Origin of the sequence: Hoeflea prorocentri (genome assembly GCF_027944115.1) — a bacterium.
Classification (GTDB): domain Bacteria; phylum Pseudomonadota; class Alphaproteobacteria; order Rhizobiales; family Rhizobiaceae; genus Hoeflea_A; species Hoeflea_A prorocentri.
Window position 1 is genome coordinate 1,066,816 of record NZ_JAPJZI010000001.1, and the last position, 14,158, is coordinate 1,080,973.

11 protein-coding genes are annotated in these 14,158 nt (G+C 57.3%); 6 read left to right on the forward strand and 5 right to left on the reverse strand.

Features of this window, described 5'->3' with window-relative positions; all coding sequences use genetic code 11:
• The first annotated feature begins 315 nt into the window (after positions 1–315).
• The 5 genes from OQ273_RS04905 (at position 316) to ppx (ending at position 6,520) form a co-directional block, all read left to right on the forward strand.
• Positions 316–846 carry a CDP-alcohol phosphatidyltransferase family protein gene (locus tag OQ273_RS04905; protein ID WP_267989353.1) on the forward strand — a complete coding sequence of 177 codons (531 nt, stop codon included), beginning with the start codon at positions 316–318 and terminating at the stop codon, positions 844–846.
• 41 nt (positions 847–887) lie between these two features.
• Positions 888–2,015, forward strand: coding sequence for an AI-2E family transporter (locus OQ273_RS04910; protein ID WP_267989354.1), 1,128 nt, complete (start codon positions 888–890; stop codon positions 2,013–2,015).
• Entirely contained in the window at positions 2,005–2,724 is a 720-nt protein-coding gene (hdaA, locus tag OQ273_RS04915; protein ID WP_267989355.1) for a DnaA regulatory inactivator HdaA, read from the forward strand. Before OQ273_RS04910 ends, hdaA begins: the two co-directional genes overlap by 11 nt.
• A gap of 62 nt (positions 2,725–2,786) precedes the next feature.
• Positions 2,787–4,988: an RNA degradosome polyphosphate kinase gene (locus OQ273_RS04920; RefSeq protein WP_267989356.1), complete on the forward strand. Its 2,202-nt coding sequence runs from the start codon at positions 2,787–2,789 to the stop codon at positions 4,986–4,988.
• Between the two features lie 14 nt (positions 4,989–5,002).
• Positions 5,003–6,520: an exopolyphosphatase gene (gene ppx, locus OQ273_RS04925; RefSeq protein ID WP_267989357.1), complete on the forward strand. Its 1,518-nt coding sequence runs from the start codon at positions 5,003–5,005 to the stop codon at positions 6,518–6,520.
• A 21-nt stretch (positions 6,521–6,541) separates the two neighbouring features.
• Here ppx and rnd read toward each other — a convergent pair whose 3' ends face one another.
• The gene (gene rnd / locus OQ273_RS04930) at positions 6,542–7,693 is read right to left on the reverse strand and encodes a ribonuclease D (protein WP_267993028.1); all 1,152 of its coding nucleotides are present in this window, start codon (positions 7,691–7,693) and stop codon (positions 6,542–6,544) included.
• Between the two features lie 322 nt (positions 7,694–8,015).
• On the opposite strand from rnd, the gene aspS reads away from it, so the two are divergent.
• Entirely contained in the window at positions 8,016–9,806 is a 1,791-nt protein-coding gene (gene aspS / locus OQ273_RS04935) for an aspartate--tRNA ligase (protein WP_267989358.1), read from the forward strand.
• 186 nt (positions 9,807–9,992) lie between these two features.
• On the opposite strand, the gene OQ273_RS04940 is transcribed toward aspS, so the two are convergent.
• From OQ273_RS04940 to OQ273_RS04955, 4 genes are all read right to left on the reverse strand, one after another.
• Positions 9,993–10,655 (reverse strand): hypothetical protein, encoded by a 663-nt coding sequence (locus OQ273_RS04940; RefSeq protein WP_267989359.1) that lies wholly within the window; start codon positions 10,653–10,655, stop codon positions 9,993–9,995.
• A 3-nt stretch (positions 10,656–10,658) separates the two neighbouring features.
• Positions 10,659–12,059, reverse strand: coding sequence for a selenium-binding protein SBP56-related protein (locus OQ273_RS04945; RefSeq protein ID WP_267989360.1), 1,401 nt, complete (start codon positions 12,057–12,059; stop codon positions 10,659–10,661).
• A 157-nt stretch (positions 12,060–12,216) separates the two neighbouring features.
• Positions 12,217–13,014: a crotonase/enoyl-CoA hydratase family protein gene (locus OQ273_RS04950; RefSeq protein WP_267989361.1), complete on the reverse strand. Its 798-nt coding sequence runs from the start codon at positions 13,012–13,014 to the stop codon at positions 12,217–12,219.
• A gap of 31 nt (positions 13,015–13,045) precedes the next feature.
• Positions 13,046–14,149 (reverse strand): glycine cleavage T C-terminal barrel domain-containing protein, encoded by a 1,104-nt coding sequence (locus OQ273_RS04955; RefSeq protein ID WP_267989362.1) that lies wholly within the window; start codon positions 14,147–14,149, stop codon positions 13,046–13,048.
• Positions 14,150–14,158 lie beyond the last annotated feature (9 nt).

Below are 14,158 nucleotides of genomic sequence, written 5' to 3' on the forward strand. Positions count from 1 at the left end.
TCAAAATTTGCCGATCCTCGCTGGCGAAATGCCATGTCCTGCTGGTCCGTGCAAGGCTGGCTGCTGGTGGCGTGGAGAAAAAAGCAGTGTTATCCCGGCCTCGCGCCGGATTAAATTGATCGGGAATCGCGATAAAGCACTGTTCAGTCGTTGAAATTGTGGATCAGTGATACGAGATCATGGCAATGTTCATGTGACCGGTTGAGATTCGGCGCGACCCGTATAGCGGGCAGGCTGGATCAGGATGCCGTTTATCCGTGTGCTGCCGGTCACGCACTCAAGATAACAGACAGGCTGTCCGGACCAACCAGACGCATGACAATACCAAATATCATAACCGTTCTGCGCTTCCTCATGGTGCCGGCTGTTGTCTACTCGCTGCTTGTCGGCGCGATGTGGCCGGCCTTTGTGATATTTGTCATTGCCGGCATATCCGACGCTGTCGACGGCTTTATCGCCAGGCAGTTTCAACAGCAGACCGAGCTGGGCGCCTATCTGGACCCGATCGCCGACAAGCTGTTGTTGATGACGGTCTTCATCATGCTGGCCATTTTGGGGCATCTGCCGCACTGGCTTGTCGTGATGGTTGTTTCGCGCGACATTCTCATCATTATCGCCGTTATCCTGTCCAGCGTGATGGCGCGACCGTTCGACATGAATCCGATATTCGTATCGAAGGCGAATACCGCGCTACAGATTGCGCTGGCATCGGTTGTGCTGGCTGAGCTTGCCTTCGGAACAACATTCGGCGATCTGCGATGGCTGCTGATCTATGGTGTCGCAGTGTTGACCGTTCTTTCCGCAGCGGCCTATCTGAGGGTCTGGGTTGATCACATGGCCGGGTAGGTGCACATGTTGATGGATTTTATTTAGGCATGGGGGCCGCGATGGTTACACAGATCAACACGGCTTCGTTGCGCAGGCAGGCTGTTTTCTGGCTGGGTGCGTTTTTCCTGTTTGGCCTGTTTCTTTATGTTTTCAGGGGCATATTGCTGCCCTTTGTGGCGGGGATGGCGCTTGCTTATTTCCTCGATCCCGTTGCCGACAAGCTTGAAAACTGGGGCATATCGAGGCTGGTCGCGACGGTCCTGATTCTCATCACCTTCCTGCTGATCTTTATCATCGGGTTGATGATCGTCGTTCCGGTGCTTGCCAGCCAGGCGAGCGGCTTCATCGCCAAACTGCCTGACTATGCAGCCCAGCTTCAGTCCTTGATCGCATCGACAAACACGGAATGGCTGAGCAAGTGGATTGGCGCGGAACTGCCCGATCTCAAATCGTCGCTGGGCGAACTGCTTTCCCAGGGAGCCGGGCTGGTCGGGCAGGTCTTCCTGCAGGTCTGGAATTCCGGCAAGGCGCTTGCCGACATTGCATCCCTGTTCATCGTTACGCCGGTCGTGGCGTTTTATCTCCTGCTTGACTGGGACCGGATGGTTGAGACCGTCGATGCATGGATTCCCCGCAGCCAACTCAACTCAGTCAGGGAAATCTCGCGCGATATGGACAGTGCTATTGCCGGTTTTGTGCGCGGGCAGGGCAGCGTCTGCCTGATCCTCGGCGTTTATTACGCAGCCGGTTTGACACTTTCCGGGCTGAATTTCGGACTGCTGATCGGCCTCTTTGCCGGGCTTATCAGCTTTATTCCCTATGTGGGCTCGATGGTTGGCCTGGTGCTGGCGGCGGGCGTCGCGCTGGTCCAGTTCTGGCCGGACTATATTTCGATTGCCGTTGTGCTTGCCGTATTCTTCTCCGGACAGTTCATTGAAGGCAATATCCTCCAGCCCAAGCTTGTCGGCCGCAGTGTCGGTCTTCATCCGGTCTGGCTGATGTTCGCACTGTTTGCCTTCGGTTCGCTGTTCGGTTTTGTCGGTCTGCTTGTCGCCGTGCCTGCGTCGGCGGCGCTGGCCGTGCTTGTGCGCTTTGCCCTTAAGCGATATCTGGAAAGCAATCTCTATGATGACGGAGCCGGCCCGGTTGCCGTCAAAGAGGATGCTGAGAAGGACAATGGCGCCTAACAACGGTAAGGGGCGTGAGCGCGGGACAGGGCAGTTGCCCCTCGAATTCGCTCACCGGCCCAATACAACGCGCGACGATCTGGTTGTATCCGATCCGTTGAGTGCAGCCATCGGGATTGTCGATATATGGCCCGAATGGGTTTCGCCCGTCGTCATCCTTGCCGGCCCGACCGGAGCCGGTAAAACGCATCTCGCCGAGATATGGAAAGACAAGTCCGGGGCGGTGACGGTGTCGGCGCATACCGGTGACAGCTCTGCCCTCCAATCTGCCAGCGAAGGGCCGGTGCTGATCGAGGACATTGATCGTGAGGGCTTTGACGACACCCTGCTTTTCCACCTGATCAACACGGTGCGCCAGCATGAGACCGCGCTGATGATTACGACGCGGATCTGGCCGGCAGCCTGGCCCGTGGAGCTTGCCGATCTGCGGTCCCGGCTCAAGGCTGCAACGATTGTGGAAATTGGCGAGCCGGATGACGATCTTCTTGCCCAGGTTATTGAAAAACTGTTCGCGGACAGGCAAATCGTCGTCGACCCCAAAGTTGTCCTCTTTCTGGTGCACCGGATGGAGCGGTCGCTTGACGCTGCGCAGACCATTGTGGAACGCATGGACCGGCTGGCGCTTGCGCGCCGCAGCAAGATCAGCCGATCCCTTGCTTCCGAGGTGCTTGCCGAGCTCGAGGCGGGTCAGAACGCCGATTTACCATAAGCCTTTGTCGCATAGGCATATTGTCGGCTGCGGTGTATGATTGGCGTGAGGTAAGATCGCAGATGGACGACAAGACAACAATAGCACCGCCAGACGGCCAAACGGGGCTGGCTGAAGCCACCGAAACACTTATGAATAGCCCGGAGCGCTTCATAAACCGCGAATTCTCCTGGCTTCAGTTCAATCGGCGGGTTTTGGAGGAGACGCAGAACAGCGCGCACCCGCTGCTTGAACGTATCCGCTTTCTTTCAATATCCGCGGCCAATCTGGACGAGTTCTTCATGGTGCGTGTGGCCGGTCTTGAAGGCCAGGTCAGGGAGGGCATTACAAGCCGCTCCGCGGACGGACGCACACCTTTACGCCAGCTCAACGAAGCGCTTGACGAGATCGGCAAACTACAGCTTGAGCAGCAGGCCTCGCTGGCAGTTTTGCAGCAATATCTGGCCGAGGAAGACATATTGATCGTTCGGGCCGGTGACCTCGACCGCGATGATCTCATTTGGCTTAAAAAGGAGTTCCTGTCGTCAATTTTTCCGGTGCTGACGCCGCTCTCGATCGATCCGGCGCACCCGTTTCCGTTCATACCCAATCTCGGCTTCTCGATTGTCCTGAAGCTCTACAGCCGCAAGAAGCGCGAAAGCATGACAGCGCTTCTGCGCCTGCCCGTTGCGCTCAATCGTTTCGTGCGGTTGCCCGATCGCGATGACAAGGTCCGCTTCATAACGCTTGAGGATGTCGTCGGTCAGTTTATCGGAACGCTGTTTCCAGGATACAGCGTCAAGGGTTCCGGCACTTTCAGGATTATCCGCGACAGCGATATCGAGGTCGAGGAAGAGGCAGAGGACCTTGTCCGGCTGTTTGAGCGCGCCCTGAAACGCCGCCGCCGCGGCTCGGTCATTCGGATTGAATTTGATTCAGAAATGCCGGAAGCGCTGCGCCACTTCGTAACCTCGGAGCTTAACGTCGCGGAGGATCGCGTGGCTGTCCTGCCAGGCCTGTTGGCGCTTTCCACGATATCGGAGATCGTCGATACGCCTCGCGATGATCTGAAGTTTGAGCCCTACAATGCGCGTTTTCCTGAGCGTATCCGTGAACATGCCGGCGACTGCCTTGCGGCCATCCACGAAAAGGACATCGTCATTCATCATCCGTATGAATCGTTTGATGTCGTTGTGCAGTTCCTTCGGCAGGCGGCATGCGATCCGGATGTCCTGGCGATCAAACAAACCCTCTACCGCACCTCTAATGACAGCCCGATCGTCCGCGCACTGATCGATGCGGCGGAGGAAGGCAAGTCGGTGACGGCTCTCGTCGAACTGCGTGCGCGTTTCGATGAGGAAGCCAATATCCGCTGGGCGCGTGATCTGGAACGGGCAGGGGTTCAGGTCGTGTTTGGTTTTCTGGAACTCAAGACACATGCCAAGATGTCGCTGGTCGTGCGCCGCGAGGAGGGCAAGCTTGCGTCCTATTGCCATCTGGGAACCGGTAATTACCATCCGGTCACCGCCAAGATCTACACGGATCTGTCCTTTTTTACCTGCGACCCGGACATAGCGCACGATGTCGCACATGTCTTCAATTTCATCACCGGTTACGGGCAGCCGACCGAGGAGATGAAACTGGGCGTCTCGCCCAGCACGCTGCGCAGCCGCCTGCTGGAACATATCGAGGCCGAGATCGAACACGCAAAACGGGGTAAGCCGGCCGCAATCTGGATGAAGGTGAACTCGCTTGTCGATCCTGTGACCATCGATGCGCTGTACAGGGCAAGCCAGGCCGGCGTTGAAGTTGATCTTGTGGTGCGCGGCATTTGCTGTCTGCGTCCGCAGGTCGAAGGGTTGTCCGAGCACATTCGCGTCAAATCGATCGTCGGACGCTTCCTGGAGCACTCGCGCATCTTCTGCTTTGGCAATGGCAGGGGCCTGCCGAGCGCGGACTCGATTGTCTATATCAGTTCGGCGGACCTCATGCCGCGTAACTTGGACCGGCGTGTGGAGACGATGGTGCCGCTGGAGAATCCGACGGTGAAAGAACAGGTTCAGTCACAGATCATGCTTGGCAACCTGATCGACAACCAGCAGAGCTATGAGATATTAGCAGACGGCACGTCGCGTCGCATGGATGTGCGTGCAGGAGAGGAGCCGTTCAACGCCCAGCATTATTTCATGACCAATCCCAGCCTGTCCGGCCGCGGCGGTGCTCTGGCATCGAGCGCTCCCAAACTGATCGCGGGCCGGGTTTCACAAAAAAAGAAGAAGAGTTGAGCACGTAAAGCCGCATGGTTGAATCGGAAGCCCAGGGCCGTCTGCCCGGCATAGCGCCGATATCCGTAGTTGATATTGGATCGAACTCGGTACGTCTTGTCATTTATGAAGGACTGAACCGCACGCCGACGGTTCTGTTCAATGAAAAGGTTTTATGCGGCCTTGGCAGGGGTATCGCGGCGACCGGTCTTTTGAGCACCGAAGGTGTCCAAAAAGCGCTGGGCGCGCTTCGGCGGTTCCACGCCCTGTCAGAACAGGCCCGCGCCACCGACCTTCATGTGATCGCTACCGCTGCGGCGCGGGAGGCGGCAAACGGCCCTGACTTCATCGAAGAGGCCCAGACAATCCTCGGTCGCGAAATTCACGTCCTAAGCGGACGGCAGGAAGCGCATTATTCGGCGCTTGGGGTCATCAGCAGTTACTTCGACCCTGACGGCATCGTGGGAGACCTCGGCGGCGGATCGCTTGAACTTGTTGATATTCGAGGAACGCAAATCGGCGACGGCATAACCTTGCCGATTGGCGGATTGCGGCTCTCGGAGGCAGCGGCCGGTTCGGTCGACAAGGCGCAGAAGATCGTTCGCAAGAACCTCGCGGCTGCAACCTTGCTGGAAAGGGGCAAGGATCGCACATTCTATGCGGTTGGCGGTACCTGGCGTAACCTTGCCAAGCTTCATATGGAGATGATCTCCTATCCGCTTCATATGACGCAGGGTTACGAGATCGAGACGAAAGATGCGATTGACTTCTTAAAGGGGGTCGCCGGGGACAATTCCGCCAAAGGCAAGGCGATACGTGCTGTGTCGCGCAACCGTCGCGGACTTTTGCCTTTCGGTGCGGTGACCATGGCGGAAATCCTGCGCGCCATGAAGCCGCAGAAGGTGAGTTTTTCTGCGCTCGGTGTGCGCGAAGGCTTCCTTTATTCGCTGTTGAATGGACAGGAAAAAGCCGAGGACCCGTTGATCTGCGCCGCTGACGAACTGGCTATCCTGCGTGCCCGCTCACCGGAACATGCAAGGGAACTGACCCGCTGGACGGAGGATGCATTCAAAGCTTTCGGCATTGACGAAACGGTCGAGGAAGCCCGCTATCGCCGCGCCGCCTGCCTTTTGGCGGACATAAGCTGGCGTGCGCATCCCGATTACCGTGGGGCGCAATCACTCAATCTGATATCGAACGGCACATTCGGCGGCATCACCCATGCCGGCAGGGTCTATATCGCGCTTGCCAATTATTACCGCTTTGAAGGTCTGCGCGGCGATGACCACAGCGAGACGTTTGCTGCCATCGCATCGCCGCGCTTTCAGCAACTGGCCAAGCTGCTTGGCGGTCTGTTGCGCGTCAGCTATCTGTTTTCGGCATCCATGCCCGGCGTGACACCGCTCATCCGCTTCGAACCGGCGGGGCCGGACGAGCTGGTGCTTCACGTGCCCAAAAGGTTGCGCGCCTTTGCCGGCGAACGCCTGGAAGGCCGGCTGCTGCAGCTCTCACGACTGACCGGCCACGCTATCCATCTTGAGATCGGTTCCTGACCGCGCTGTTACGCCCGCCGGTCAGTCCGACAGGTCGACGACCTCGACCTTGCGGTCGACGAAGCGCAGCGCCAGCTCGCCGCGGAGCAGTTTGAGAGCCTTTTCTCCGAAAAGCTCGCGCCGCCAGCCGGACAGTGCCTCGACATTGGCGTTTTCGCCGTCAGCGGCGATACGCTCAAGGTCTTCGGTGTTGGCGATGACTTTCGGCGCCACTCCGTGCTTTTCGGTTGTCAGCTTCAACAGCACCTTGAGCAACTCGCTTGCCGCCGCCGCGCCTTCCGGCGGCTGCGACGGCCGCACGATGCGGGGCAGTTGTTCCTTTGGTGTCGCCAATGCCTCGTCGACCGCCGTGATAATCGCTCCGCCGGCCTGGGAACGTTCCCAACCCTTGGGGATCGACCGCAGGCGGCCAAGCGCGTTAACGTCGCGTGGCTGCTGCTGAGCTATCTCATAGATTGCCTCGTCTTTCAGCACACGCCGGCGCGGGATGTTGCGCTCTCGAGCTTCCCACTCGCGCCACGCGGCGACCTTTTTCATGACTTCGAGGTCCTGAGGCTTCCTGACCCGCATGCGCAGGCGCTTCCAGGCATCGTCCGGATGCAGGTCGTAGGTGGATGCCGATTCAAGTACATCCATTTCCTCTTTGACCCAGTGAACGCGATTGTCCCTCTCAAGCCGCGCTTTCAGCATGCGGTAGACGTCCCGCAGATGCGTGACGTCGGCAAGCGCATAGCTCAGTTGCTTGTCTGAGAGCGGCCGCCGGCGCCAGTCGGTAAAGCGCGAGGTCTTGTCGATCTGCGCTCCGACTGTCTTTTGAACAAGCTGATCGTAAGAAACAGAATCGCCGAAGCCGCAGACCATGGCGGCGACCTGCGTATCAAATATCGGATGCGGGATGAGGTTGCCCAGATGATAGACGATCTCGATGTCCTGGCGGGCCGCGTGAAAGACTTTGACGACGGAGGTGTCCGCCATCAGCGCAAAAAAGGGCTTGAGGTCGATGCCCTTGGCGAGCGGGTCGACAATGAACGCCATGTCGTCGGCCGCCATCTGGATGAGGCAGAGCTCCGGCCAGAAAGTTGTCTCTCGAATGAATTCCGTGTCGATTGTGAGGAAGTCTGCCTGGGAAAGACGGTTACATACGGTTTCAAGATCACCGGTGGTACTAATGATATCCATGTAAGCTCTTTATCTAATAATCCATGCCTTGTCTTGTCTTGCCTGATTGCCCGTCTCGATCAGTACTGAACTATCTTGCTGGGGATTCGGGTAAAGGGCAATGTCGCGCGCGGCCGTGCGTGATGACTGCCGGATAAGCAGCCGGAACCCGCATGCGCTGACTGGTCAGAACGAAATGCCGCAAATGTGGCGTTATTTCATGCCGCTTCTTGACAAATCACGCCTGTCATGCGCTTGTCCGCCCGGTTTTCAAGGTGACCATCCGGACATTCGGTCCGATGCCGCTATCAAACGCAAAATGATTCAGGAAATACCGATGCATCGCTATCGCAGCCATAACTGCGCCGCCCTCCGTAAATCCGATGTCGGGTCAACCGTCAGGCTGTCCGGCTGGGTCCATCGTGTCCGTGACCATGGCGGCGTCCTGTTTATCGACCTGAGGGACCATTATGGTGTCACGCAGGTGGTGGCCGATCCTGATTCAGCGGCATTCAGACTGGCCGAGACGGTTCGTGGTGAATGGGTCATCCGTATCGACGGTGACGTCAAGGCGCGCTCGGACGATACGATCAATCCGAACCTTCCCACCGGTGAGGTGGAGATCTATGCCCGTGAGATCGAGGTGCTTTCAGCGGCCAAGGAACTGCCGCTGCCCGTGTTTGGAGAACCCGAATACCCTGAAGATGTGCGATTGAAGTACCGTTTCCTCGATCTTCGCCGCGACACGCTGCACCAGAACATCATCCGCCGTACAGAGATTATCTCGGCGATGCGCGAACTGATGGGCGGAGCCGGTTTTACCGAATTCGCGACGCCCATCCTGACGGCCTCATCGCCGGAGGGCGCTCGCGACTTTCTGGTGCCGAGCCGTATCCACCAGGGCAAGTTCTACGCACTTCCGCAGGCGCCACAGCAGTATAAGCAGCTCATCATGGCGTCCGGTTTCGACCGTTACTTCCAGATTGCGCCGTGTTTTCGCGATGAGGACCCGCGCGCCGACCGGCTGCCCGGCGAGTTCTACCAGCTTGACCTTGAGATGAGCTTTGTTGAGCAGGAAGACATCCTGTCGACGATTGAACCGGTCATCCGTACGGTTTTTGAGCGGTTCGCGGACGGCAAGCCGGTCTCGCAGACATTCCGGCGCATTGTCTATGCGGATGCTATGCGCAAATACGGAAGCGACAAGCCGGACCTTAGAAACCCAATCGAAATGGAGGCCGTGACCGAGCACTTTGCCGGTTCGGGCTTCAAGGTCTTCGCCAACATGATCGCGGGCGATCCCAAGGTGGAAGTCTGGGCGATCCCGGCCAAGACGGGCGGAAGCCGCGCCTTTTGCGACCGGATGAACTCCTGGGCGCAGGGCGAGGGACAGCCTGGCCTCGGCTATATCTTCTGGCGCGATGAGGACGGTGCTGTTGCCGGCGCCGGGCCGTTGGCAAAGAATATAGGGCCAGAGCGCACCGAGGCGATCCGTACCCAGCTTGGTCTGGAAGCGGGCGACGCCTGTTTCTTCGTCGCCGGTCAGCCCGGCAAATTTGCCGGCTTTGCTGGCGATGCCCGCACGCGTGTTGGTGAAGAACTCGGCCTTGTCGACACGGACCGGTTCGAGCTGTGCTGGATTGTCGATTACCCGTTTTATGAATGGAATGACGAGGAAGACTGCCTCGATTTCTCGCACAACCCGTTCTCCATGCCGCAGGGCGGCGTGGAAGCGCTGGACGGCGAGGATCCTCAATCGATCCTGGCCTATCAGTACGACATGGTCTGCAACGGCTTCGAAATCGCCTCCGGCGGCATCCGCAACCATATCCCCGAGTTGATGGTCAAGGCCTTCGGTCTTGTTGGTTTCGACGCCAAAGAGGTCGAGGAACGCTTTGGCGGTCTCTACCGTGCCTTCCAGTATGGCGCACCGCCCCATGGCGGAATGGCAGCAGGCATTGACCGGATTGTCATGCTGCTCATAGGGGCGAAAAACCTGCGCGAAGTTACCATGTTCCCGATGAACCAGCAGGCCCAGGACTTGCTGATGGGTGCGCCGAGTGAGGCAGAACCGGCTCAACTACGCGACCTCAATGTGCGGATCATCCCGCCGGCCAAGGACGAGTAGCCAAGGGTGCCTCTCGTTCCAGGCGCGTACGAACAAAAAGACTATCGGCGGCCGGCGGCAGCCTGGAAATTGCGTCGGTCCAGCGTTCACTGCCCGACGGGATCTGCTCGTGCGAGCTCTGGCGGATGGCCGGACAAATGCCGAAGAACTGGACGGCATCGCGAGACAGCAGCAGTCTGTTCACGCTCAACCATGTGTTGAGATCAACCCCAGGAAACCAACCACAATCAAACTGACTGCCCACACAGTATCCAAATTGAACCAGGTTTTGGACAGGAACTTCAAGCCCAGCCAGAAATAGGTTCCTGCGGCCAGCGCGCCACCAGCCAGTGTCATGGCGGCCGTGTGGGTGACTCCGACCAGAAACGCTGTTCCGATATTTCCTGCCATCAAGCTTCCGGAAGCCAGGTGACCGGCGTCCTGGTGCTGCGGTGCGCAGATACCAAGGTAGATGGGCACCAGCATCAGGCCGGCTCCGTGCGCCATGGCAACGAGAAACGACCATAGCGCCAGTCTGGATGGCGGAACGCGCGACAGGATGCGTGGATGGCGGCGGACAACTAACAGATAGATGCCGAGGGCAATTAGAATGAGTCCGGCACCAATTCGGACCTCACGTTCCCAGTAAACCAGCGTGGTCATCATGGAAAACGGCAGGAGGATGACCATCATGGCCATGAAGTGTCCGGCCGAAAGGGCCGCCAGTGCGTAGATGAGCGCTGTGCGCTTTTTCTCCATGAGTGCCGAAGAAACCGCAAGCGGCCAGCCCATGGCAGGGTTCAGCCCGTGGTAGAGGCCGGAAACGATGACGGCCCACCAAAGGGCCGCCACAAGAGATATGTCAGACAATTGCTAAACCGATGGATAACAGAAGCTGTCTGTCGAACAGTCGCCACCTTCCAAACGGATCTGGTGGCTGCGGTAACCGTCCGGGAACTCAACCCAGAAATCCTTGTTCAGTGTCAGACCGCCATTTTCACCGACATCCGCCATTACCATGGCTGCACCGCGCTCTCCGGGATAGAATTGATCGTCCCAGGTGGAATAGAGGGAATTGGTCCAGTAAACGCGTTTTCCGTCTCGGCTGATTTCGACCATTTGCGGACCGTATCCGAACTCTTTGCCGTTGGGATGCTTGTGTTTGGCCACAATGCCGCCAATTTCAACCTTGCCTGCCAGCTTCGGCGCCATCGGATCAGAAACGTCATACTGATGCATTTCACCGGTGCCCCAGCAGGCCACATAAAGATATTTGTCATCGAGGCTGAGGTCTATGTCGGTGACCAGCGGTGGTACGGCGGAGAAGCCCTTCAGCAGCTCCGGAAGGTCGTCGGCATCAGCGGGAACAGGAGGAATGGTCACTGTCTTCTTTGCGTGAAATTTGCCATCTTCGTCACGCCACCAGGTAAAGATCGCACCTTCCAGATTCGTTGTATCAACAACCACGCCGCAGAAGCCGTACTCCTTTGCCGGGTCGTGAGCCGGACGGATTTCCAACGCCATCTGATGGTTTTCGCCCAAATCGATCGTCTGAATGTTCCGGCGTCCACGCAGATCCCAGAAATGGATGGAGTGTCCGTACTTGTTGGAGAGCAGGTCTTCTGGAACGATGCCGTTCTCAAATTGCGGCGGCAGACCCCATTCAGAACTCACCATATAATCACGCGGCAGGTTCCACCAGAAATCATAGTGCTTGTCCTGTGCGCCGCGATCCATCTCATAACGACCAAGCACGTCAAATGTTTCGCAATCCATGATGAAGATGCCGGGGGGGCCATCAGTACCATCTTCTCCGCCACCGCCGAGGGTCGATACATAAATGCCTTCTGGACCGCAATGGATCGTATGGGGGCGGGAATATCCCGTCTTTTCCAGGATTTCATCAGCTTCAATCGTGCGATGAATTTTCATGTTCATCGGATCTTTCACATCGATCACGTAGATACGCGACGATCGGATTCCCGGAACAATAAGGTAGCGCCGTTCGAGGAAGGCGTGGCCCGTCAACGGAGACAGAGCCGACGAACAGGCGTTCCAGCCAAAATGGTGAAACTCGTCCCCCTTGTTGGGCATAAACAGGCTGCTGACGATCTCTCCGAAGTTTTTTGATTTAGGGTCAACATCCACCACAGCGATACCGTCCGGTTGTGATCCGTCAGGGCTTAGCATCAGCGTGAATGCAAGGTTTTCGACCGGCGCGGCCATCGCCAGCTTGGCCGTTGCATGAAAAGTTGGATCAGGGCGTATGCTCATGTTGTTTCCTCCTGTTGAACTCACTTATACCTAGATCGCTCCAAGCGGGTGTCAGTCAGCCAAATGCAATCGTGAAACGGTCGGCAGAGCTTTTTGATGACATCGACACCATTATCTAAGGCCTTTGATTGTGTTCCTCCTCCTCAATCTTATCGATCTACGTCATGGGTTTCACCCGGGCAGCCGTTTTATCGGCAAATGCGGCAAGTCGTTCGTTCGATGCGGGTTGAGTGTTCACCACACCCGCCACGAACGCCTCCATGTAAGAAGCATCAAGCGCTGACATATTTCGGGTGTGCGAAATGGCAGAGCAAATGGCGAAATTAGAAAGCGGTGGCACACTGGCTGTAGCTTTGGCTATCTCCAGGGCCTTGGCCTCGCTGTCCTCCTTCACAAGATATTGACACAATCCAACGGCCAAAGCTTCCTCCGCCTTGTAGATGCGCCCGGTCAGCATCATATCGATCATCCGGGCGCGCCCCACGAGTTCGGCAACTCGAATGGTCGCGCCGCCGCCGGTAAACAACCCGCGCTGCCCCTCCGGTAATGCAAAATATGTTGTCTGGTCGGCGACGCGGATATGAGCGGCTGATGCCAGTTCGAGACCACCGCCGACCGTTGCGCCTTTCAAGGAAGCAATGACCGGAACACCACTATACTCCATCTTGTTGAAAGCCTCATGCCAGCGAAGGCAAACATGCATGAAGTCCGCAGCGCTGCGCTCCTGCTTGTGATGTTCCACGAGGTCCAGCCCTGCCGAGAAATGATCACCTTCGGCGCGCAAGACAACAGCGCGCGCACCGCTACGGGGAATGGCTGAGAAAACGGAAATCAGTTCTTCGATGGTTTCAGCATTGAGCGCGTTGCGTTTTGCCGCGCGATCAAGGCTCACAATTGCTATTTCATCATCTCTGTCGAGCGTGATGTTTTTAAGTTCAAGGGAGGGAAGTTGCATGAGGGCCTCCTCGGCGCCAAATGGGACTTAACTACAGGAAAGGAAGCTCGACGAGTTTGGCATCGACTGTTTTCTCGGGACGAATGACCTGCACGTTGTCACCGGCTTCACAGCTCGTTTCGACAAGCGCAAAACCAATGTTGCTTTTCATGCGTGGTGACCAATTGGTGTTGGTCATATCGCCAACTCTGCGGCCATCTTTGCGGATTTCCTCCCAGTGATAATGCAGTCGATCGGGTTTCTCACCGTCCAGAATGATGCCCAACTGATGGCGTTTCAATCCTGCGGCTTTGATCTTACGCAAGGCAGCAATGCCGACCACACCGTCATGGACATCGAGGTCAAGGTAATTGCCCAGCCTGACCTCGAACGGATTGGTTTCGTCGTCGGTATCACCACCTACTGAAAGCAGGCCGCTTTCGGTTCTTTCAGCCGTAGCCGGCGCGCCGGGGCCGATGCCCCACGGCTGCCCGGCTTCCTTGAAAATATTCCAGAGTTGCGTGCCTTTGGTCCCATCACGAAGGTAGATCTCAAAGCCACCCTGCTTCGACCAGCCTGAACGTTGAATAGCGACAGGAATGCCATCGATCTCAGTCTCACGGAACCAGAAATACTTGAGATCGCAGACCCAGTCGCCAACGACGTGAGCAACGACATCTTCAGCTTTGGGGCCCTGCAACGCCATCGGTGAGACATCCGGCTGCGAAACCTGAACGTCCAGACCGCGCTCTGCTGCGATTGACCTTGCCCACAATTGAATGTCGCTGTCAGCAATTGAGAACCAGAACAGGTCGTCTGCCAGTTTCAAAAGGATCGGATCATTGATGAGGGTTCCGCTGTGATTGCACATCGGGATATATTTGCCCTGACCAATCTTGCATTTCGAAAGATCACGTGGAGACAGAATCTGGGCCAGCGTGGCTGCATCCGGCCCCTTGAGCTGGACCTGCCGCTCAACGCCAACGTCCCACTGGGATACGCCGTTTATTATCCGCCAGTATTCAGCTTCCGGGTCGCCGAAACCAGTCGGCAGTATCATGCTGTTGTAAACCGTGGCCGATACCATGCCTTCGGCCAACGCAGATTCATAAAACGGCGACGCGTGCAGACGAGCCGAAGGATAAATTGCGACCATTTCGCCCGG

Bases quoted from the DNA above. Each gene is read 5' to 3' on its own strand.
- OQ273_RS04905 (WP_267989353.1), top strand. From the start codon at position 316: ATGACAATACCAAATATCATAACCGTTCTGCGCTTCCTCATGGTGCCG.
- OQ273_RS04910 (WP_267989354.1), top strand. From the start codon at position 888: ATGGTTACACAGATCAACACGGCTTCGTTGCGCAGGCAGGCTGTTTTC.
- hdaA (WP_267989355.1), top strand. From the start codon at position 2,005: ATGGCGCCTAACAACGGTAAGGGGCGTGAGCGCGGGACAGGGCAGTTG.
- OQ273_RS04920 (WP_267989356.1), top strand. From the start codon at position 2,787: ATGGACGACAAGACAACAATAGCACCGCCAGACGGCCAAACGGGGCTG.
- ppx (WP_267989357.1), top strand. From the start codon at position 5,003: ATGGTTGAATCGGAAGCCCAGGGCCGTCTGCCCGGCATAGCGCCGATA.
- aspS (WP_267989358.1), top strand. From the start codon at position 8,016: ATGCATCGCTATCGCAGCCATAACTGCGCCGCCCTCCGTAAATCCGAT.
- OQ273_RS04945 (WP_267989360.1), bottom strand. From the start codon at position 12,059: ATGAGCATACGCCCTGATCCAACTTTTCATGCAACGGCCAAGCTGGCG.
- OQ273_RS04950 (WP_267989361.1), bottom strand. From the start codon at position 13,014: ATGCAACTTCCCTCCCTTGAACTTAAAAACATCACGCTCGACAGAGAT.
- OQ273_RS04955 (WP_267989362.1), bottom strand. From the start codon at position 14,149: ATGGTCGCAATTTATCCTTCGGCTCGTCTGCACGCGTCGCCGTTTTAT.